Below are 21489 nucleotides of genomic sequence, written 5' to 3'. Positions count from 1 at the left end.
ATCGACAACCGCTGAAGGCGGAACCTCACACCAAGAACCAGGAGCGCCGCATGGCCGAGCTTTCCCCGCTGCTCAAGCAGGCAACTCCCGTCGTGGTCGACCACGGTGAAGGGGTGTACCTCTACGACGTCGACGGGAAACGTCACCTCGACTTCACCGCGGGGATCGGCGTGACCAGTACCGGCCACTGCCACCCGCGCGTCGTCGAGGCCGCGCGCGACCAGATCGGCAAGCTCATCCACGGCCAGTACACGACCGTGATGCACAAGCCGTTGCTGGAGCTCACGAGCCGCCTCGGTGAGGTGCTGCCGACAGGTCTCGACTCGCTGTTCTACGCCAACTCCGGCAGCGAAGCCGTGGAAGCGGCGCTGCGGCTGGCGCGCCAGGCGACCAAGCGCCCGAACGTGATCGTGTTCCAGGGCGGCTTCCATGGCCGCACGGTCGCGGCAGCCACCATGACCACGTCGGGCACCCGCTTCAGCACGGGCATCGGCCCGCTGATGGGCGGCGTGCACGTGGCACCGTTCCCCTACGCCTACCACTACGGCTGGGACGAGCAGACCGCCACGAAGTTCGCGCTGCGCGAGCTCGACTACCTGTTCCAGACCGTCTCCGCGCCGAGCGAGACGGCCGCGATCTTCGTCGAGCCGATCCTCGGCGAGGGCGGTTACGTGCCGGCCAACAGCGAGTTCATGGCCGGTCTGCGCGAGCGCGCCGACCGCCACGGCATCGTGCTCGTGGTCGACGAGATCCAGGCCGGGTTCGGCCGCACGGGCAAGTTCTGGGGCCACGACCACTTCGGCATCACACCCGACGTCGTGCTCATCGCGAAAGGCCTCGCGAGCGGCTTCCCCCTCTCGGGTATCGCCGCTTCGCAGGAGCTGATGGCGAAGGCGTACCCCGGTTCGCAGGGCGGCACGTACGGCGGCAACGCCGTGTCGTGCGCCGCGGCGGTCGCGACGCTCGACGTGATCCGCGACGAGAAGCTCGTGGAGAACGCCGCCGAACGCGGCCGTCAGCTGGTCGAGGGCGCGCGGCTGATCGCGGACAAGACGCCGGGGATCGGTGAGGTCCGCGGCCTCGGCCTGCTCGTGGGCACGGAGTTCACCGCCGCCGACGGCACTCCGGACACCGCGACGGCCGCCGCCGCGCAGCAGACGGCCGCGAAGAACGGCCTGCTGCTGCTCACCTGCGGTGCTTACTCGAACGTGGTGCGCATGGTCCCGCCGCTCGTCGTGAACGCCGAGCAGGTCGACGACGCACTGAAGATCTGGGGCGACGTGGTCGCTTCCGTCACCGCGGGGAGCTGAGGAATGGCGCGCTACATCACGATCACACTCGACAAGCGGGGCGTCTCCTGCCGCGCGCGGCTGCTCGACGCCGAGGCGCCGCGCACCTGCCAGGCCGTGTGGGACGCACTGCCGCAGAGCGGTTCGGCCTACCACGCCAAGTACGCGCGCAACGAGGTCTACACGCTCGTGCCGCCCTTCGCGAACCCCAAGCCGGGGCGCGAAAACCCCACGATCACACCGATCCCGGGTGATGTCGTGTACTTCGGGTTCGAGGCGTGGGAGATCGGCAACCCCGCGTACGGCTACGACGACGACAGCGAAGCCCACGGCGACCAGGGCGCCACGGACCTCGCGATCTTCTACGGGCGCAACAACCTGCTGATCAACGGCGACGCCGGCTGGGTGCCGGGCAACGTGTTCGCCACGATCGAGGAAGGCCTGGCCGACATGGCGGCGGCCGCACAGGACCTGTGGCTGCGGGGCGTCGAAGGCGAGACGCTCACCTACGCTCGGGCCGAGTAAACGCCTTCGGGAGGCCTCCGCGTCCGGCGTCCGCCCGGTCGGGCGCGGAGACCTCCCGTCTTCAGTTGGCGCCGTTGACGTAGTTCTCGTACAGCGCCGTCCACAGTTCGAGGTCGGCCAGCTCGTCGGCCAGGCAACGACCCTCGGTGGTCAGCGCGAACTTCGTGCCGGGCGCGGGCCGCGTGTCCCACGAACCGGTGCCGCGCACGAGCCCCTCGGCGGCGAGCACCCGCAGTACCCGGCCCAGCCATTGACGCGACAGTCGGGTGCGTTTGCGCAGCTCGGTGAACGCGGTTTCACCCTCGGTGAGCACGTCGATCACCTCGACAGCCTTGCGATAACCGGTCACGTGCAGCGGTCCAGGCACGGCACACCTCCTTCGGCCGCGACGCTAAAGCGGTCCGGCGCAGGCAAACCAAGGCGTTGACGAAGTCCTGACGCGACCGTCGCGGGCCTTGACACGGCCTGCCGTCACCCGAGCGTGTGAACCTCGGAAATTCACCATTCGTGGCGACCTCATCACCGGTTCGGGTAGCGGCGCCGCCCGGTTGTCGCAACGGAAGTCTGCTACCGAGAGTGATCAACTTGCCGATCGGCTACCGACCGTGGCCGTCCGTCCACAGTGACACCCCGCCCAAGAACACGAAAGCCTTACACGTTTATGGTGGGAAGATTAGTGACGCCCGCCCGGTCCGGCGAATGGCTTTTTGACACCACGCCAGGGCGATGAAAATCTTCGTTCGCTCCTCGCGAGAGCACAACTGAACACAAATCAGAACAAGGAGCCCCTCCAATGCAGATGTTCACCCAGCACGTGCACCACGGCCACGACCTGATCACGGGTCTGCTCGCCCACCTGGCGCACGTGCTCGGCTGGCTTGTCTGATCTGGCGGCAAGATTTCACCGGGGGCCGGCCTGTTGGCGCGGGCCGGTCCCCTCGCTCAGAATTGCCACCACGTTTTCCTGAACACGGGCCACGGCGTGGCCTTCTTCCATTCTTCGGCCATTTTTCGGCGGCTCGCGGGGCGTCGCCGAAATGGCCGTTTCTTGTTCCGCGACGACGGCGACCTGGCCGCAACGGCCGTCGGTCGCCCCACGGCGCGAACGGTCCTCTCGCGACACCCCTCTCGCGAACGTGAAGAAGATCCATAGCGAGCGCTCCACGCGACGTACTACGCTTCGGTAACCAGACACCGGCGCGTGAGGAAGTGGCAGCTGATGGGTACCGTCGCGGCACGGTTGGCGGAGATCGTGGGGACGGAAAACCTGCTGGTCGGCGAAGCGATCTCCGACGACTACGCCCACGACGAAGCGCTGAGCGTGCAGCAGCAGAAGCCGGCGTACGTCGCGAAGCCGCACAGCGCCGAAGAAGTCGCGCAGCTGCTCAAGGCGGCGTCGGAAGCGAGGCTGCCCGTCACGGCGCGCGGATCCGGCACCGGGTTGTCGGCCGCCGCCCGGCCCGTCGAGGGCGGCCTGCTCGTGTCGTTCGAGCGGATGAACTCCGTGCTCGAGATCGACACCGTCAACCACGTCGCGGTGGTGCAGCCGGGTGTCACGCTGGCGGAGCTGGACCAGCGCACGGCCGAGGCGGGACTCACCTACCCGGTGTACCCCGGTGAGCTGAGCGCGAGCGTCGGCGGCAACGTCGGCACCAACGCGGGTGGCATGCGCGCGATCAAGTACGGCGTCACCCGGAGCAACGTGCTGGGGCTGCAGGCCGTGCTGCCGACCGGCGAGATCATCCGCACGGGCGGGCGCACGTCGAAGATCTCCACCGGGTACGACCTCACGCAGCTGATCGTCGGCTCGGAGGGCACGCTCGCGCTCGCCACCGAGGTCACCGTGAAGCTGCACCCGCGGCTGCCCCACGGCGCCACCGTGCTCGCGCCGTTCGACGACTTCGACCAGGTGATGGCCGCAGTGCCGAAGATCGTCACGAGCGGGCTCGCGCCCCACATCCTCGAGTACATCGACAACCTCACGATGGCCGCGATCGTCTACAACGAGAAGCTCGAGCTCGGTGTGCCCGACGCGATCCGCGACAAGGTGCAGGCCTACCTGGTGGTGGCGCTGGAAAACCGTGACACGGGCCGGCTCGCCGAAGACGTGGAGACGCTCGGCGAACTGCTGGGTGAGCTCGGCGCGATCGACGTGTACGTGCTCGAAGGCGGTTCCGCGCGCCGGCTCATCGAGGCGCGGGAAAAGGCGTTCTGGTCGGCGAAATCGGCCGGGGCGGACGACGTGATCGACGTGGTGGTGCCGCGCTCGGCGATGTCGCCCTTCCTCACGAAGGCACGCGAGCTGGCGCAGACCGCGGGTGCCGGTGCGATCGGCTGCGGCCACGCCGGCGACGGCAATGTGCACCTCGCGATCTTCTGCAAGGACTCCGAAGTCCGCACGAAGCTGCTCACCGACATCTTCACCTGCGCCATGGACCTCGGCGGCGCGATCTCGGGCGAGCACGGCCTCGGCCGCACGAAAACCAAGTACCACAAGGAACTCGAAGACCCGGCGAAGCTCGAGCTCCTGCGGCGGATCAAGCAGGGCTTCGATCCCGCCGGAATCCTCAACCCCGGTGTCCTCTTCTCTTGAAGCTTTGAGCCTGAGCCAGAAAGTGAGCAGCATGAACGGCGCCCAGTCCCTGATCCGCACCCTCGTCGACGCCGGGGTGGAGGTCTGCTTCTCGAACCCCGGCACGTCGGAGATGCACTTCGTCGCCGCGCTCGACTCCGTGCCGGAGATGCGCGGGGTGCTCGGGCTGTTCGAGGGCGTGGTGACCGGCGCGGCCGACGGGTACGCGCGGATCGCCGACAAACCCGCCGCCACCCTGCTGCACCTCGGGCCGGGTCTGGGCAACGGCCTGGCCAACCTGCACAACGCGCGCCGCGCGCACACGCCGGTGGTCAACGTCGTCGGTGACCACGCGACCTACCACAAGCAGTACGACGCGCCGCTCGAGTCGGACATCGACGCGATCGCGGGTTCGCTCGAAGGCTGGGTGCGCCGCTCGACGCACACGAAGGACGTCGGTGCCGACGCCGCCGCGGCGGTCGCGGCCGCGCAGGATGCCCCGGGCCGGGTGGCCACGCTGATCCTGCCCGCCGACGCGTCGTGGGGCGAGGGCGGCGAGACCTGCGCGCCGATCCCGCCGCGCGCACCGCAGGCCGTGGACGCGACGACGGTGAAGAACATCGCCGAGGTGCTGCGCGGCGGCGAACCGGTGGCGCTGCTCATCGGCGGCGCCGCGTGCCGCGAGGCCGGGCTGCTGGCCACCAGCCGCATCGCCGCGGCGACGGGTGCGAAGGCACTGATCGAGACCTTCCCGACGCGGCTGGAACGCGGCGCCGGCCTGCCGAACATCGAGCGGCTCGGGTACCTGGCCGAGCAGGCGATGTACCAGCTCGACGGCATCAAGCACGTGATCGTGGCCGGCACGCGCGCGCCGGTGTCGTTCTTCGCCTACCCCGGCAAGCCGAGTGTCCTCGTGCCCGAGGGCGCGAAGGTGCACACGCTCGCCGACGTGGGGCAGGACGTGGTGAAGGCCCTTTCCGACGTGGCCGAGATCGTCGCGACGGACGTCGAGCCCGTGCTGCAGGAAGCGGCGCGCCCCGCGTTGCCGAGCGGTCCGCTCACGGCCCAGAACTGGGTCGAGGTGATCGGCGCGCTGCTGCCCGAGCAGGCCGTCATCGCCGACGAGACCAACACGTCCGGTCTCCTGCTGCCCGGCGCCACGGCCGGCGCCCCGCGCCACGACGTGCTCACCCTCACCGGCGGCGCCATCGGTTACGGTATGCCGGTGGCCACGGGCGCCGCGATCGCCGCGCCGTCGCGCCCGGTGATCAACCTCCAGGCCGACGGCAGCGCGATGTACACGATTTCCGCGCTGTGGACGCAGGCCCGCGAAAACCTCGATGTCACCACCGTCATCCTCAACAACCACGCGTACGCGATCCTGCGGCTCGAACTGCAGCGCGTCGGCGCGGAGGCGGGCGGCCCGAAGGCACAGGACCTGCTCGACCTCAGCCGCCCCGACCTCGACTTCGTGAAGATCTCCGAGGGCATGGGCGTGCCGGCCAGCCGCGCGACGACGGCCGAGGAGCTGGCCGAGCAGTTCTCCCGCGCGCTCGCGGAACCCGGCCCGCACCTGATCGACGCTTCGGTGCCGCCCCTGCTCTAGACCGCGGCGGGCTCCGGCGTGGCCGTCTTCGCGCGGACTCGGGGCACCAGGGCCGTGAGGCCCAGCCCGACCACCGCGGCGAGGGCCGCCACCACGAACGTGGTGCGGAACCCCGTGAGCGAGGGGACCGTGAACGCGCCGACGGTGATGGTCAGGTTGGCGAGCAGCGTGGCCATCACCGCGCTGGACGTCGAGGTGCCGACCGAGCGCATGAGGGAGTTGAGGCCGTTGGCGGACGCGGTTTCCGTCACCGGCACCGAACCCATGATGAGCGCGGGCATGGCGGCGTAGGCGATACCGACGCCCGCGCCGATGATGACCGATGCCGTGATCAGCTCGGCGACGTTGTCCATCAGGACGATCGCGAACAGGTACCCGACCGCGATCACGACTGCGCCGGTCATCAGGGTCACGCGGGCGCCGTAGCGGTTGGTCAGGCGCGCGGAGACGGGTGAGAGCGCCATCATGACAAGGCCGTTGGGCGCCAGGCAGAGGCCGGCCTGGACCATGGTCTGGCCCAGCCCGTAGCCGGTGGCCGACGGCGCCTGCAGCAGCTGCGGGAACGACAAAGCCATGGCGTACATGGAAAACCCGACCAGGATCGACGCCAGGTTGGTGAACAGGACTGGCCGGCGAGCGGAGACGCGGAGGTCGACCAGTGGGTCGTGGCGGCGTAGCTGGTACCAGCCCCACGCCAGCAGCACGACGATCGCCGCCGCTGCGGTGGTCAGGGTGCCTGCGCTGGTCCAGCCCCATTCGGAGCCTTTGACGATGGGCAGCAGCAAGCAGGTGAGGCCCACGACGAGCCCGAGTGCACCGAGGTAGTCGAACGGTGCGGGTGTGTGCAGTGGCGATTCGCTGACGTAGCGGAGGATCAGGGCTGCGCAGATCACGCCGAGGGCCGCCGAACTCCAGAAAAGCACGTGCCAGTCGGCGTTCTCGGCCACCACGGCCGCCAGCGGCAACCCGATCGCCCCGCCGACCCCCAGCGTCGCACTCATCAACGCCACGGCCCCGCTCACCTTCTCCGGCGCCAGCTCGTCGCGCATGATGCTGATGCCCAGCGGGATCACGCCCATCGCGCAGCCCTGCAGCCCCCGGCCGACGACCATGAGGGCGAGCTCGCTGGTCAGAGCCGAGACGACCGAGCCGGCGACCAGCACGCCCAGGCTGGCGAGCAGGACGCGGCGTTTGCCGTAGAGGTCACCGAGCCGCCCCGCGACCGGCGTGATGATCGCGCCCGCGAGCAGGGTGACGGTGACGACCCAGGACGCGTCGGCCGGATTCGCGTGCAGCAGCTGCGGAAACGCCGGGATCAGCGGCACCACCAACGTCTGCATGAACGACGCGACGAGCCCGCACGAGGCGAGCACCACCACGATCGCCCGTCCGCCTGCTTGAGCCACGCTGCGCCCCCGGTTTGTCGTACGCGATACCGGAAGGGACGGTACCGGGTGCGGGGAGCGTTACGGGAGGTTCGTGATTGATCCGACTTTGGGGATTGGGCTGAATGGAGCAGTCATATCGGACAGGGGTGCCGTGCGGGGTTATCCGGTTCCGGCCCGGTGGAGGGGTTCTGTCCTCGCGGGCGAGCTTGGGTTTTGCGCTGCTGTCCTCGCGGGGCGGCGTGGGTTTGATCGAGACGGTCCTCGCAGGGCGGCTTGTGTTGGGCGTGCACCCCGAAGCTGGATTGTGCTGACGGCCGGTGACGTGGGCCGCAAGGAGGCTTCGGATCGGGGTGCCGGGAACGGGCTGGGTGCATGCGGCCTCGGTTGGTAATTCCCGTTGCGATGTCGGGAGGAAGTTCCTCGCGTTGGTCGGTGGTGGTTCCTCGCCGTGGTGCGGGGGGATGAGCACCGCGGTCGCCGGCGTCCTGACTAGGACTGTGTCGCGCGATCGCGTTGGCAGCGCTCGGTCTTGCGAACAATTCTTGTCACGCAAGACGTTCAATCGAGGAGTTCCATATCGTCCGGCGAGAAACGGCGAGGGCCTCGTCGGTGCGGACGCGGTGTACTCGCGCGTCCGTGAACAGCTCTCCCCACGGCTCGGCGGTGCAGGACCAAGCGGGCGACCTCGCCCTTGCAATCCTGCTGGGTCTCCGACCACGTCAAGTCGTCGCGGTGGCCAACGAACCCCACCTCTATACCAAGAAGTTCTTCGATTTCATCCGATGGATGCTGGGCCGCTGACCGGTTCCGGCCACGGCCCCACCGACCGCACGGTACTGTGTCGACGGGCCGGGGAGAGCTCGGAACCGACGGAGGCGACGGGGGCCGGTAGGTGGGGATTTTCGACAAGATCCGCGGCGAGTTCATCGACATCATCGAGTGGACCGATGACAGCCGTGACACGATCGTGTGGCGTTTCCCGCGCTACGAGAACGAGATCAAGATGGGCGCCAAGCTCACGGTCCGTGAGTCGCAGGTTGCGGTGTTCGTCAACGAAGGCCAGGTTGCCGACGCCTACGCGCCGGGCATGCACACGCTGCAGACGCAGAACATGCCGATCATGTCCACGCTCAAGGGCTGGAAGTACGGCTTCAACTCGCCGTTCAAGGCCGAGGTCTACTTCGTCAACACCCGGCAGTTCACCGACCTCAAGTGGGGCACGCAGAACCCGATCATCCTGCGCGACCCGGAGTTCGGCATGGTCCGGCTCCGCGCGTTCGGCGGGTACGCGGTGCGCGTGATCGAGCCGGTCGCGCTGCTCAGGGAGCTCGCGGGCACCGATCCGCAGTTCCGCACGGAGGAGGTCTCCGAGTACCTCCGGCAGATGATCATCGGCAAGCTCGGCCCTGCCATCGCCGCGGCCAAGGTGCCGATGCTCGACCTGGTCACCCAGCAGGACCGCATCGGCGGCGCGATCGCCAACGCGCTCACCCTCGAACTGCACGGCAACGGCATCGAGATCTCGAAGTTCATCATCGAGAACATCTCGGTCCCGCCCGAGGTCGAGGCCGCAATGGACAAGCGGACCCAGATGGGCGTGGTCGGCGACCTCGACCAGTACACCAAGTTCCAGTCCGCCAACGCGATCGAGGCGGCCGCGAACAACCAGGGCGGCGCGGGCGAAGGCCTGGGCATCGGCCTCGGCATGGCGCTCGGCCAGCGGGCCGCGGGGCAGCAAGGCGCGCCGCAGCAGTACCAGCAGCAGTACCAACAACCCCAGTACCAGCAGCAGCCTCAGCAGTACCAGCAGCAGCCGCCGTCCGCGCCGACGCCGCAGATGCCGCCGCCGCTGCCGCAGGCCGAGCAGTGGTTCCTCGGGGCGAACGGTCAGCAGCTGGGCCCGTTCGACCGGGCCCAGCTCGGGCAGCAGATCTCCTCGGGCACGCTGAACCGGGAGACCCTCGTGTGGAAGTCCGGGATGCCGCAATGGACGCCGGCCGCGCAGGTGCCGGAGGTCTCGCCGCTGTTCGGCGCGACCCCGCCGCCGCTGCCGCCGCAGGCCTGAGCCGTCCCGAAACGTCCAGCGGAGGGGGAGCCGCCATGACCAACCCGAACTACCCGCAGCACGGCCCGATGCCGGGGGCACCGATGCCGAACGGCGCCATGCCCGGCGTGCCCATGCCAGGAATGCCCATGCCCGGCGGCGCCATGCCGAACGGCGCCATGCCCGGCGGGCCCATGCCGGGAATGCCCATTCCGGGCGCGCCCATGCCCGGCGGCTCGATGCCGGGCGCGCCCATGCCCGGCGGCCCGATGCCGGGGGCGCCCATGCCCGGCGGTCCCGTCCAGTCCGGCCCGCCACCCGCCTTCGCACCGGCGAACACGGCCGCGACCACCTACCCGTGCGGCGGCTGCGGCGCTCGCCTGGAGTTCGCCCCGGGTTCGACCTCGATGCAGTGCCCGTACTGCGGGTTCCGCCAGGAGATCACGGCCGGCGACCGGCAGATCCACGAGATCGCCTTCGCCGACCTCACCAACCTGGCCCGCAAACCGATCGCCACGATCGGCCGGTACGTCTTCAAGTGCCAGCGCTGCGGCGCCACCACCGAGACGAACGAAACAGCCAGCCTGTGCCAGTTCTGCGGCGCTCCCCTGGTGATCGACGCGCACGCGTCCGGGCAGCTCGTGCCCGAAGGCGTGCTGCCGTTCCAGTTCGACAAGGGCGCGGTGAGCACGCACCTGAAGAAGTGGACGAACTCGCGCTGGTTCGCGCCCAACGCCCTGAAGAAGGTCGGCACGGCCGAGTCCACCAAAGCCACCTACATCCCGCACTGGACCTACGATTCGCAGACGGACACCGTCTACTCAGGACAGCGCGGCGAACACTACTGGGTCACCGAGACCTACTACGACAACGGGCAGCAGAAAACCCGCCGCGTGCGGCACACGCGCTGGTACCCGGCGGGCGGGCGCGTGGGCCGCTTCTTCGACGACGTGCTGGTGCCGGGCAGCACGCAGCTGCCGTCGAAGGAGCTCGACAAGCTCGCCCCGTGGCCGTTGGAGCAGGCGGAGCCGTACCAGCCGCAGTTCCTCGCCGGGCACTTCGCGCTGCGCTACGACATCGAGGCCGAATCCGGCTTCGAGGAGGCCAAACGCCGCATGGCGACGGTCATCGAGGACGACTGCCGCCACGACATCGGCGGCGACGAGCAGCGTGTGCAGTCGATGAACACGCAGCACCGCGACGTCACCTTCAAGCTGATGCTGCTCCCCGTCTGGGTCGCCACCTACGTCTACGCCGGCAAGAACTGGCGGATCCTCGTCAACGGCCGCACCGGCGAAGTCCGGGGCGAACGCCCGTACAGCAAGGCGAAGATCGCCATCGCGGCCCTCCTCGCGCTGATCGTGATCGCCGCGATCGTCTACTTCGTCGCGATCCGCGGGCACAGCACCGGGTCGTCGTCGCATTCGGTGTCGAACACCCACTCGACCAGCCACCACTCCACGACCACGCACCACCGTTGACCCGGGTCGACCGATGAGTTTTCGGGTGCTCGCCCGTCAGTACGAGCACACCGAAAACGATCGGAGACCCCCATGGGCAACGTGCGCTGGCACCTCATGATGTCGCTCGACGGCTTCGCGGCCGGTCCTGGCCATGCGATGGACTGGATGGCCGGGACCAAGGTGAGCCCCGACGTCCACCAGGAAGCCACCGCCACCCTCGGCGCGATCCTGGGCGGCCGCCGCGGCTACGACGCCCTCGCGCAACGCTTCCCCGGCCAGGCCGGACGTCAGCCCTACGGCGGCACCTGGCACGGCCCGGTGTTCGTGCTGACCCACCACCCGGCCGACGCGATCCCGGACGACGGCGTCACCTTCCTCGACTGCGATCTGGCCGAGGCCGTCGAGATCGGCCTGGCCGCCGCGAAGGGCAAGGACCTGGAGATCCACAGCCAGGACATCGCCCGGCAATGCCTGGATCGCGGCCTGCTCGACGAGTTCCGCGTCCACCTGGCCCCCGTGATGCTCGGCTCGGGCATCCGCGTGTTCGACAGCCCGGGCACGGCACCCGTCCGCTGGGCCCGCGTCCACGACGATGATCCGGCGCTGGCCGTGGACCTCGTTTACCGTCCGGTGAGGTGAGCGGGGCAAGTCCGCGAGGTGGTGGCTAGTCTCGGCCCTTGTGCCGGATTGGCTTCGCTACACGCTCATCGCCGTGCTTGCTCTCGTGGGAGCAGCGGTTCTCGCCCGCCGCCGCTCAGTGCGGTCTGCGCTGGTGGAGTTCGCGGAGTTCCTCGTGCCGTCGCTGAGGCGGGGACGTGGCCGGATCGCGCTGTCGGTGGTCGCGTGGCTGGTCATCGGGCTCGCCGTGGCCGCGGCGACGTTCGGCGGTCTGCTGTGGTTTCTCGGCTGGCCGCGGTTGCCGGGCACGTCCGCGTTCGGCGTCGACCAGTTCCTCGACCTCACGAAGATCGCCCTGTCGGTGGTCGCGGGATTCGGTGGCGTGGTGCTGCTGGCGGTCAACTACCGCAAGCAACGCGTGACCGAGGACGAGCACCAGCTCGCTGTGGACAAGGACGAACGCGAGATGGTCCAGCGGTTCAACGAACGCCTCGGCAAAGCGGCCGAGCAGTTGGCCCACGAAAGCCCGGCGGTGCGGCTGACCGGTGTGTACTCGCTCGCCGGCCTGGCGGACGACTGGCTCGACAAACGCCAGGTGTGCGTCGACGTCCTGTGCGGTTACCTCCGGCTGGCCCCGGAGGTGGTCTCGACGGAGGAAGCCGAGGTGCTGCGGGCAATCCTGCGGGTGTTCCGAGAGCGAGTGGGTGCCGCCGGCACGTGGAGGCGGCAAGAACCACTCACTTTCGATTTCACCGACGTCCGATTCCACAACGCCGACTTCTCGGATCTGCACTTCGCAGGCTCGGCGGTGTTCGACCGCGCGAAGTTCACCGGTGAGCTCACCACCTTCGAACGGACCCGCTTCGAGGGCAAGCTCAGCTGCCACGGCACCTTGTTCGAGTCCGACCGTTCGACGTTCAGGTCAGCGAAGTTCGACGGGGGTGCCGAATTCGTCGGCACCGAGTTCACCGGCACGGAGCTGGACTGCTCCGGCTGGGAAGTCGGTGACCGCCCGATCGACTTCTTCCGCTGCCGCTTCCTGGGCAAGCTGGTGAATTTCGACGGGATGCGGCTGAACCCGGGTGACGTCCGGTTCGAGAAGATCGAGTTCACCGACACGCGCTTGGACTTTGCCTCCCTCGAGGATCCATGGTCGGAAAAGGATCGCCGGCCACGGATCGTTTTCGAAGACGTGCGATTCACCCGGTGCCACTGGGAAATATCCTCGTACTGGGCTCACGAGCGGATGATCTGGCTCATCGACTGCGTGCTCGACACGGTCGACCTGGTGACCGAGGGCTATGGACTGAGCAGCACCGTCCTGAACATCCACGATCTCGAACTCCGCGGCGGCACCGCCTTGCCCGAGTCTTCCGTCCGCCGCTGGCCGTCGGGTTGATCCAGCCTCACGAATCCGCCGGGCACCACGCGTCCGACGTCCGCCCCGCCGCCATCCCGCAGAAGCCCTGCAGGCCACGCACCACCTCGCCGCCCTCGACGCGGAGGATCGAGACCGGCTTGGCTTCCGGGACGTGGCGGCCGATGTCGCCGCCGTAGTCGATGGTGCCGCTGACGCCTTCGATGTACTTGTTGGTCTGGCGGTCGTCCGGGCGGGAGGTGTGGATGGCGGTGATCTCGCGCCATACCGCACCCGGCGTGACCGGGATGTTCGCGGATGTCTCGCGCAGGTAGGCGGTGGCCGTGATCATCACGAGGGACGCGTCGTAGGAAAGGGCGGCGTGGCCGTCGAAGGAGCGGCCGCGTTCGGTTTGTTCGAAGGGGAACAGAGTGCGGTCGAGCGTCGTGTAGAAGTCGCGCGCGAGGCCCTGCGGGTCGGTGGCCGGCTCGCTCGCGAAGGACAGGTAGTAGTACGGCAGGGCGCGGTTCTGCTCGCGCGCGACCTGGTCGGCGACGTGGCGGGACACGTCGTCGTCGCCGATGATCGTGGCGGTGCTGCCGCATTGGGCGGCGCCGGTGGCGAAATCGCCGAAGTCGGGCACGCCGCGGCCGGCGAAGAGCACGAAACCGTTGTAGGAACACGTGTCCCGGCCCGCGGCGGCGGCGTTGCCGACCAGGCGCTCGCCGTAGCGGTCGTGCGACGCGGTCGCCTGCTGCCCGCCGTCCGGGGAAAACGCCCGGGCGTCCACCGTGAAACCCTTGTCCGTGAACGACTTCACGACGTCGTCGCGCAGGTTGGTGCTGTAGGTGTCGGAATCGTCGTCGGAGTAGTACACGCGCAGCGCCCGCGGGCCCGGCCGGGTGGCGGCGAAGGCCGCGGCCACGGCCGCCTCGCGCCGGTTCTGCGGCGCCACCTGGAAGTACACGGGGTTCTGGTCGGCCAGGCCGTCGGCCGAGAGCGTGGACGCGACCACAGGCAGGCCGGCGTCGCCGAGCGCGCGGATGGTCTGCTGCGTCGGCAGGCTGCTCATGTCCAGGCCCACCACGCCGACGATGCTGCGGTCCTGCTCGGCCATCCGGCTCAGCTGCCGCGCGACGGCCACGCCCTGGCGCATCCCGAGCCCGCCGTTCGCCACGAGCACGCGCACGATCGGCTCGGCCGACGCCGTCGCGGTGAGCTGCCGCAGCTGCGCCACCGCCACGCCTTCGAGCGACTCGCGTTCCGCGGTGAGGCCGTCGGCGGTGCCGTTGGACGAGGTCAGCGCTTCGAAGTCGACGAGCGTGATGTACGGGCGTTCCGGATGCGCTTCGTGCAGGGCAGCCGCGCGCCGGTTCTGGTCCGTGACCACGGAAAGCACCTGCCGGATCGTGTCGTCGGCGGGCTGATACACCGAGAACGAACCGTCGGACACGCCTACGCACTCCGTACCCGTCCAGGTGAGCCACTCGCTCGTCGTGCCGCAGTGGCTGGTCCGGTAGTCCTGGTACCGCACGCCGACGACACTCGCCACCAGCGCGACGATCACCAGCGGCACCCCCAGCCGCATCCACCGCGTCGCCCACCACGGCGGGCGGGATTGCCGGCGCCGCAACACATACGTCTCCCCCATCGACTGCAAGTGCTTGCGCGCCCTGCTGCGCTGCTCGGGCGAACCCGGTTCGAGGCCGATCGGCAGGTACCAGGCGGCGGCGTCGCGGGCGCGGCGGTCCCTGAGGAGCTCGTGCTGCCACGAGCGGTACGCGTCACCCGCGTCGGCGGCGGTCCACCGTGGACGGTCCGCGCTCGGCCGGTCGTCCGGCGGCGGCGCGTCGCTGGTGCTGACCACCAGCAGCGGGTCGAACAGGCCGGTCTGGTTGCGGACGTCGTTGATCAGTTCGAGCAGGCGGTAGCCGCCGTTGGCGGTGGTGACGTCGTCGAGCAGCAACACCGGGTACGTCATGCGCCGGCGGCGGAAGAACTGCAGCCGGTAGCCGCGGCGCAGGTCCTCGAGGAACGCGTTGACCAGCAGCCGCGCGACGAACTCCGGCGACTCCTGTTGCCACTCGCCGTCGGTCAGGCGCACCGCGAAGCGCACGAAGCTGCCCGACATCTCCGGCGCGAGGTGCGGCTGGCGCAGGAACCACCGGTACCGCCCGGACAGCAGCGGCACGCGCCCGGTGACGGCCAGCCGGAACGTCGCCATCGTCAGCAACCGCAGCACCAGCAACGGGAACTTCCACGCGTCGTTGGACGGCACCAGCTCCTTGCCGACGTTCTCGATCGCCGAGCGGAACCGCACCAGCAGCCCGTTGTCCTGCAGCTTGCGCAGCAACGTCCGCTCCGGCGGATCCGACGCGGGCAGCTTCTCCGCCATCAGCTGCACGACGAGCGTGAAGAGGTTGAACCTGAGGCCGGAACCCCGCGACCGCGGGCTGCGCAGCAGTTCGGTGCGCGCCTCCCAGAGGAGATCACGGATCGTGCGCACACTCGCCTCGGCGCCTTCCGCGGCTTTCTGCCGATCGAGCGGCAGGTAGGCGTAGCGGACGCCCCCGCTGGGCCGCGCGCCGGCCAGCCGGCGCTTGAACGCTTCGAGCACGCCCGCGCCCGCGTCCGGTCCCACCAGGCACACCATCGGCAGACCCTTGCGGCCCGCGCGTTCCTGCTGGTAGCCCGCCTCCCACTCCACGTTCGCCGCGTGCAACGACCGCGGCAGATCCCCCACCCGCGGCCGCTGGTACAACGCCCCGACGAGCTTCACCAGCTTGTCGGACCCCGCGAACGCCAACGGGTCCTGCCGCTCCTCGGCGGACGTGATCGTGGTCATGAACCAGTTTCACATGCGACGGGTCGGAGGGCTCCCGGTATTTCTGACGTCACACCAGGGGATCGTCAGTCGGCGGGCCATCCGTACGGCAACTCGTACCGATCGGCGGCGAGGACCATGTCGTTCATTTCGATGTTTCACTCGGCGACGGCATGCGAGCCGACCTGTTCGGTGAAGGAGCCGAGCACCGCGCGGCAACGTCCGCGAGGAAGCTCAGGTCCTGTTCCCGAGCAGCACGGGACAGCTGCTGACCGCTCGCGCACCTTGACTTGGTCCCCAGCAATGACTCCGTCGCCGAAACGAAAGAGGCCCCTCCCCGAAAAATACGGGAAAGAGCCCCTCTCGATCAGCGTTCAGAACCTATTCGTAGATCTCGCCCTTGGCTGCCTTCGCCACCAACGACTCCGGCGGCAGGAAGTGGTCGCCGTACCGCGCCGCCAGCTCGCGCGACCGGTCGACGAACCCCTGCAGCCCACCCTCGTACTGGTTGATGTACTGGATGACCCCACCCGTCCACGCCGGGAACCCGATCCCGAAGATCGAGCCGATGTTCGCGTCGGCCACCGTGGTCAGCACGCCCTCGTCGAAGCACTTCACCGTTTCGAGCGCCTCGGCGAAGAGCATGCGCTCCTTGAGGTCCTCGAACGGCACCTCGCCGGTGCCGGACTTGAAGGCGTCGCGCAGGCCGGGCCAGAGGCCGGTGCGCTTGCCGTTCTCGTCGTACTCGTAGAAGCCCGCGCCGCTGCTGCGGCCCTTGCGGTCGTACTCGTCGAGCATGCGGTCGATGACAGCTTCCGACGCGTGCGGCGTCCAGGTGCCGCCGGCCGCCTCGACCGCGTTGCGGGTCTCGAGCCGGATCTTGCGCGGCAGCGTCAGCGTGAGCTCGTCCATGAGCTGCAGCGGCGGCGCCGGGTAGCCGGCCTGCGAACCCGCCTGCTCGATCGACGCCGGCTCCACGCCCTCGCCCAGTGCGGCGACGGCCTCGTTGATGAACGTGCCGATCACGCGCGAGGTGAAGAAGCCGCGGCTGTCGTTGACGACGATCGGGGTCTTCTTGATCTGCAGGGTGTAGTCGAAGACCTTCGCGAGGGTCGCGGGCGAAGTCTTCTCGCCGCAGATGATCTCGACGAGCGGCATCTTGTCCACGGGCGAGAAGAAGTGGATGCCGATGAAGTCCTCGGTCCGCTTCACGCCTTCGGCGAGCGTGGTGATCGGCAGGGTCGAGGTGTTGGAGCCCAGCACGGCGTCGGAGTTTACGATGCTCTCGATCTCGCCGAACACCTTGTGCTTGAGCTCCACGCTCTCGAACACGGCCTCGATCACGAAGTCGACGCCCTCGAAGTCGGCGGCGTCGGCCGTGGCCTTGATGCGGCCGAGCAGCTCGTCGGACTTCTCCTGCGTGGTCTTGCCCCGCGAAAGAGCCTTCTCCTCGAGCTTGACCGCGTAGCCCTTGCCCTTGTCGGCGGCTTCCTGCGACACGTCCTTGAGCACGACGTCGATGCCGGCCTTCGCCGACACGTACGCGATCGCCGCGCCCATCATCCCGGCGCCGATCACGCCGACCTTGCGAGCGGTGTACTTCTCGAAGCCGTCCGGACGCGAGCCGCCCGAGTTGATCGACTGCAGGTCGAAGAAGAACGCCTTTGTCATGTTCTTCGAGACCTGACCGGTGGCCAGGCTGACGAAGTAGCGCGTCTCCACCTTGATCGCGGTGTCGAAGTCGACCTGCGCGCCCTCGATGGCCGCGGCCAGGATCGCGCGCGGCGCGGGCATCGGCGCGCCCTTGAGCTGCTTGCGCAGGTTCGCCGGGAACGCGGGCAGGTTCGCCGCGAAGCTCGGGTTCGACGGGGTGCCGCCCGGGATCTTGTAACCCTTGACGTCCCACGGCTGCACGCCGCCCTCGGGGTTGGCCTTGATCCACGCCTTCGCGGCGGGCACCAGCTCCTCGACGGTGTCCACGACCTCGTGCACCAAGCCCAGCTCCAGCGCCTTGCGCGGCTTGTGGCGCGTGCCCTGCAGCAGCACGTTCAGCAGCGCGCTCTGGATGCCGAGCAGCCGCACGGTGCGCACGACGCCGCCACCGCCGGGCAGCAGGCCCAGGGTGACCTCGGGCAGGCCGATCTGGCTGCCCTTGGCGTCGGCCGCGATGCGGTGGTGCGTCGCCAGCGCGATTTCCAGGCCACCGCCCAGCGCGGCGCCGTTGATGGCCGCGACGACCGGCTTGCCGAGCTGCTCGATGCGGCGCATCTGCGACTTCATCAGCGTGCTCGACGCGGTGAACGCCTCAGCCTGCTCCGGCGTCGCCTTGATCAGGTCACGCAGGTCGCCGCCGGCGAAGAAGGTCTTCTTGGCCGACGTGATCACCACGCCCGCGATGTCGTCCTTCTCCGCCTCGAGCCGGTCGACGGTCACGCCGAGCGACTCGCGGAAGTCGGCGTTCATGGTGTTCGCCGACTGGTTCGGGTCGTCGAGCGTCAGGGTGACGATGCCGTCCGCGTCCTTCTCCCAGCGGATGGTCTTGCTTTCAGCCAGTTTTTCGTCAGACACAGGAGGTCCTCACACCCGCTCGATGATGGTGGCGACGCCCATGCCGCCGCCGATGCACAGGGTCACCAGGGCGCGGCGCGCCTGGCGGCGTTCGAGCTCGTCGACCACGGTGCCGACCAGCATCGCGCCGGTGGCGCCGAGCGGGTGGCCCATGGCGATGGCGCCGCCGTTGACGTTGACCTTCTCGTCCGGCAGGTGCAGGTCCTTCTGCCACTTGAGCACGACGGACGCGAACGCCTCGTTGAGCTCCCACAGGTCGATGTCGTCCGGGGTCAGGCCCGCGGTCTTGAGCACCTTCTGCGTGGCCGGCGTGGGGCCGGTGAGCATGATCGTGGGCTCCGAGCCGATGGCGGCGGTGGCGACGATGCGCGCCTTCGGCGTGAGGCCGAACGTCTTGCCGACCTGCTCGCTGCCGACGAGCACGATGGCCGCGCCGTCGACGATGCCCGAGGAGTTGCCCCCCGTGTGGACGTGGTCGATCTTCTCGACCTGGTGGTACTTCTGCAGCGCGACGGCGTCGAAGCCACCCATGTCGCCGATCGTGGTGAACGCCGGCTTGAGCTTCGCCAGGCCCTCGACGGTGGTGCCGGGACGGCGGTGCTCGTCGTGGTCGAGGATCGTCACGCCGTTGATGTCCTTCACCGGCACCACGGACTTCGCGAAGTAACCACCGGACCAGGCCGCCTCGGCCTTCTCCTGCGAACGCACCGCGAAGCGGTCGACGTCTTCGCGGCTGAAGCCCTCCATCGTCGCGATCAAGTCCGCGCCGATGCCCTGGGGCACGATGTACTCGTCGTAGGCCGTGGTCGGGTCCATGAACAGCGCGCCGCCGTCGGAGCCCATCGGCACGCGCGACATCGACTCCACACCACCGGCGATGATCAGCTGGTCCCAGCCCGCGCGGATCTTCTGGGCCGCCGTGTTCGTGGCCTCCAGGCCCGACGCGCAGAAGCGGTTGAGCTGCACGCCCGCGACGGTCTCCGGCAGGCCGGCCACGAGGGCGGCGGTGCGCGCGATGTCGGCGCCCTGCTCACCCACCGGGGACACGACGCCGAGGATGACGTCGTCGATCACCTGCGGGTCGAGGTTCGGGTGGCGGACCTTGAGCTCTTCGATCAGCCCGACCACGAGGTCGAGCGGCTTGGTGCCGTGGAGGGCACCGCCCTTGTTCTTGCCCCGAGGCGTGCGCATCGCCTCGTAGATGTAGGCCTCGCTAGTCACTGAACACTCCTCCGCGAAGCGGCATGGTTGGACACTTCGGTGTATCTCGTCTTCGATCGTACGACGCTCGTGATGCTAATGCCCATTAACATAATCCCCCAGAACCCGATGGTGTCAATGGGTTGCCCCGGTTCCCATTGGCGCTATCGTCGGTTCACCATGAGTACTCCAGCCCGCGGGTCGCGCCCCCGCGACCGCAAGGCCCAGCTCGCCGCGGTCGCGGCCGGGCTGTTCCGCGCGCGAGGCTTCCACGGCGTCGGCATCAACGACATCGCCGCCGCGGCGGGCGTCACCGGACCCGCGCTGTACCGGCACTTCGCGGACAAGCAGGCGATCCTGGCCTACGTCGTGCTCGCCGGGATCGACGACATGGAAGCCGTGACCGCGGCGGCGCTGTCAGGCGACCCCGACCAGCTGGAAGTGCTGCTCACGGGCCTGGCCACGCAGGCCGTGGAGCGGCGCGAGATCGCCGCGCTGTGGCGGTGGGAAGGCCCCCACCTGCCCCGCGACGAGCGCCGCGAGATCCGCCGCCGCTCGGGCGCCGTGCTCGACGCGTGGACGAAGGCCCTGCTGGAACTCCGCCCGTCCCTGACCTTCGACGAAGCCGAGTTCCTGTGCTGGGGCGCGCTGTCGGTGTTCGGCAGTGTGGCCGTGCACCACACGACGGTGGCGCGCCGCCGGTTCGTCCCGCTGCTCGTCGAACTGGCGCTGGCTGTGCTGAACACCACACTGCCGTCGGCCGGCGTCGCGGAGCCGATGCCCGACGGTCTGGGCACGCCTTCCCGCCGTGAGCAGGTATTGGCGGCGGCCACGGCGCTGTTCGCCAAACGCGGCTTCCACGCGGTCAGCATGGAGGACATCGGCGCGGCGGCCGGCATCGCGGGCCCCAGCGTCTACCGGCACTTCCCCAGCAAGGCGGCGCTGATGGTCGCCATCGGCCACCGCGCGGCGGACCGGCTCGCGCTGGCCGCCGAGCAGGCCCTGCGGGCTCCGGACGAACTCTCCGCCCTGCGCCGGCTGGCGGCGTCGTATGTCCACACGCTGCTGCACACGCCCGAGCTGCTGGTCTCCTTCACCGCCGACCGCGTCACCATGCCGGAGCGCGACAAGGCCGACCTGCTGCGCGTGCAGCGCGACTACGTGGACTCGTGGGTAGCCCTGCTGGCGACGATCTCGCCTGGCCTGCCCGCGCGCGAGGCGAAGATCCGGGTGCACGCGGCGCTGACGATCGCCAACGACCTCACGCGGACGCGGCGGGTGAGCGGGCGGCCGAATTTCGAGGCGGAGCTGACGGTGCTGCTGCACGCGGTGCTGGAGTGCCCGGTTCGCTGAAGGTTCCTCAGCGCACGCCGAACCACTGCTCAGCGCCGAACTCCTCGAACCGCGCCACCTCGATGAAGCCCAGCTTCGCGGCGAGGCGCATCGAGGGTGCGTTGGCGGTCTGGGTGCAGAGCGCGACCGGCTCGCCGGGCAAGGCGTCGGCGGCCCAGTCGAGAGCTGCGGTGCACGCTTCGGTGCCGTAGCCGCGCCCCCAGGCGTGCGGGAGGAGCAGGTAGCCGAGTTCGATCCCGGGGGCGTCGGGGCCGAGGTGGCCCGGGCGGTTTGCGTCGCGCCGGTCAAAGGTGATGGTGCCGATCATCGCGGCGTCGAGTTCGACCACGAAGACCCCCGGGCGCCGGCCGGGCACCGTGGGGGCGGTGTGTTCGAGTTCGTCCCGTGACTGCGGTCCGCCGAGGTAGGTGTGCACCTCCGGTGAACTGAACAACTCGATGAATGCCGCCCGGTCGCCGGCCTCGGCGGCGCGGAGCACGAGGCGCTCGGTCTCGATCCGACGTGGCGGCCAGGCAACCGGCCCCAGTCCAGTCATGAAGCGCACCCCAAACCGACGGCGCGGCGGCAGGTGCACCTGCCGCCGCGCCGGAACGTCAGGGAACCCAGGGGTTTGAGGCGGGAAAACGGGTTGTGGGGGGGGTGTGATCGACCAAGAACGAGAGCCCAAAAAAGGAGGGGGGGA

The 21489-nt window shown here is 69.2% G+C and carries 17 protein-coding genes; 10 read left to right on the top strand and 7 right to left on the bottom strand.

The window, feature by feature from the left end:
- Window positions 1-50 precede the first annotated feature (50 nt).
- Window positions 51-1310 (top strand): aspartate aminotransferase family protein, encoded by a 1260-nt coding sequence (locus ACWEOE_RS21400; RefSeq protein ID WP_452011760.1) that lies wholly within the window; start codon window positions 51-53, stop codon window positions 1308-1310.
- Window positions 1311-1313: 3 nt separating this feature from the next.
- A complete protein-coding gene (locus ACWEOE_RS21395) occupies window positions 1314-1814 on the top strand; it encodes a DUF3830 family protein (protein WP_452011758.1) in 501 nt (166 codons plus the stop codon).
- Window positions 1815-1875: 61 nt separating this feature from the next.
- Here ACWEOE_RS21395 and ACWEOE_RS21390 read toward each other — a convergent pair whose 3' ends face one another.
- Window positions 1876-2181: a winged helix-turn-helix transcriptional regulator gene (locus ACWEOE_RS21390; protein ID WP_452011756.1), complete on the bottom strand. Its 306-nt coding sequence runs from the start codon at window positions 2179-2181 to the stop codon at window positions 1876-1878.
- Window positions 2182-3033: 852 nt separating this feature from the next.
- Between ACWEOE_RS21390 and ACWEOE_RS21385 the strand changes: the two genes are divergently transcribed.
- Both ACWEOE_RS21385 and ACWEOE_RS21380 read left to right on the top strand, forming a co-directional pair.
- Window positions 3034-4407: an FAD-binding oxidoreductase gene (locus tag ACWEOE_RS21385; RefSeq protein ID WP_452011755.1), complete on the top strand. Its 1374-nt coding sequence runs from the start codon at window positions 3034-3036 to the stop codon at window positions 4405-4407.
- A gap of 31 nt (window positions 4408-4438) precedes the next feature.
- Window positions 4439-5992, top strand: a complete 1554-nt coding sequence (locus ACWEOE_RS21380) for an acetolactate synthase large subunit (RefSeq protein ID WP_452011752.1) — start codon at window positions 4439-4441, stop codon at window positions 5990-5992.
- On the opposite strand, the gene ACWEOE_RS21375 is transcribed toward ACWEOE_RS21380, so the two are convergent.
- A complete protein-coding gene (locus ACWEOE_RS21375; RefSeq protein WP_452011750.1) occupies window positions 5989-7398 on the bottom strand; it encodes an MFS transporter in 1410 nt (469 codons plus the stop codon). The genes ACWEOE_RS21380 and ACWEOE_RS21375 overlap by 4 nt on opposite strands.
- A 618-nt stretch (window positions 7399-8016) precedes the next feature.
- On the opposite strand from ACWEOE_RS21375, the gene ACWEOE_RS21370 reads away from it, so the two are divergent.
- Together ACWEOE_RS21370 and ACWEOE_RS21365 are read left to right on the top strand one after the other, a co-directional pair.
- A complete protein-coding gene (locus tag ACWEOE_RS21370) occupies window positions 8017-8181 on the top strand; it encodes a hypothetical protein (RefSeq protein WP_452011747.1) in 165 nt (54 codons plus the stop codon).
- Window positions 8182-8272: 91 nt separating this feature from the next.
- Window positions 8273-9445: an SPFH domain-containing protein gene (locus tag ACWEOE_RS21365; RefSeq protein ID WP_452011745.1), complete on the top strand. Its 1173-nt coding sequence runs from the start codon at window positions 8273-8275 to the stop codon at window positions 9443-9445.
- Window positions 9446-9494: 49 nt separating this feature from the next.
- Here ACWEOE_RS21365 and ACWEOE_RS21360 read toward each other — a convergent pair whose 3' ends face one another.
- Window positions 9495-9764 carry a hypothetical protein gene (locus ACWEOE_RS21360; protein ID WP_452011743.1) on the bottom strand — a complete coding sequence of 90 codons (270 nt, stop codon included), beginning with the start codon at window positions 9762-9764 and terminating at the stop codon, window positions 9495-9497.
- 67 nt (window positions 9765-9831) lie between these two features.
- Here ACWEOE_RS21360 and ACWEOE_RS21355 point away from each other — a divergent pair, with 67 nt between their 5' ends.
- The 3 genes from ACWEOE_RS21355 (at window position 9832) to ACWEOE_RS21345 (ending at window position 12904) form a co-directional block, all read left to right on the top strand.
- Window positions 9832-10905, top strand: coding sequence for a hypothetical protein (locus ACWEOE_RS21355; RefSeq protein ID WP_452011741.1), 1074 nt, complete (start codon window positions 9832-9834; stop codon window positions 10903-10905).
- Window positions 10906-10977: 72 nt separating this feature from the next.
- Window positions 10978-11526 carry a dihydrofolate reductase family protein gene (locus tag ACWEOE_RS21350; RefSeq protein WP_452011738.1) on the top strand — a complete coding sequence of 183 codons (549 nt, stop codon included), beginning with the start codon at window positions 10978-10980 and terminating at the stop codon, window positions 11524-11526.
- Between the two features lie 40 nt (window positions 11527-11566).
- Entirely contained in the window at window positions 11567-12904 is a 1338-nt protein-coding gene (locus ACWEOE_RS21345; protein ID WP_452011736.1) for a hypothetical protein, read from the top strand.
- Window positions 12905-12911: 7 nt separating this feature from the next.
- Here ACWEOE_RS21345 and ACWEOE_RS21340 read toward each other — a convergent pair whose 3' ends face one another.
- From ACWEOE_RS21340 to ACWEOE_RS21330, 3 genes are all read right to left on the bottom strand, one after another.
- Complete coding sequence (locus ACWEOE_RS21340) at window positions 12912-15707, bottom strand: hypothetical protein (protein WP_452011733.1); 2796 nt, start codon at window positions 15705-15707, stop codon at window positions 12912-12914.
- A 360-nt stretch (window positions 15708-16067) separates the two neighbouring features.
- Window positions 16068-18239, bottom strand: coding sequence for a 3-hydroxyacyl-CoA dehydrogenase NAD-binding domain-containing protein (locus ACWEOE_RS21335; protein ID WP_452012152.1), 2172 nt, complete (start codon window positions 18237-18239; stop codon window positions 16068-16070).
- A 24-nt stretch (window positions 18240-18263) separates the two neighbouring features.
- Window positions 18264-19475 (bottom strand): acetyl-CoA C-acetyltransferase, encoded by a 1212-nt coding sequence (locus ACWEOE_RS21330; protein ID WP_452011730.1) that lies wholly within the window; start codon window positions 19473-19475, stop codon window positions 18264-18266.
- Between the two features lie 159 nt (window positions 19476-19634).
- Between ACWEOE_RS21330 and ACWEOE_RS21325 the strand changes: the two genes are divergently transcribed.
- Complete coding sequence (locus tag ACWEOE_RS21325) at window positions 19635-20807, top strand: TetR/AcrR family transcriptional regulator (protein ID WP_452011728.1); 1173 nt, start codon at window positions 19635-19637, stop codon at window positions 20805-20807.
- 7 nt (window positions 20808-20814) lie between these two features.
- Here ACWEOE_RS21325 and ACWEOE_RS21320 read toward each other — a convergent pair whose 3' ends face one another.
- Complete coding sequence (locus ACWEOE_RS21320) at window positions 20815-21342, bottom strand: GNAT family N-acetyltransferase (protein WP_452011725.1); 528 nt, start codon at window positions 21340-21342, stop codon at window positions 20815-20817.
- Window positions 21343-21489 lie beyond the last annotated feature (147 nt).

The sequence above is a fragment of the Amycolatopsis sp. NPDC004368 genome (assembly GCF_053602515.1).
The sequence above is the reverse complement of the archived record's forward strand: the minus strand, read 5'-3'. Positions and strand labels throughout refer to the sequence as shown.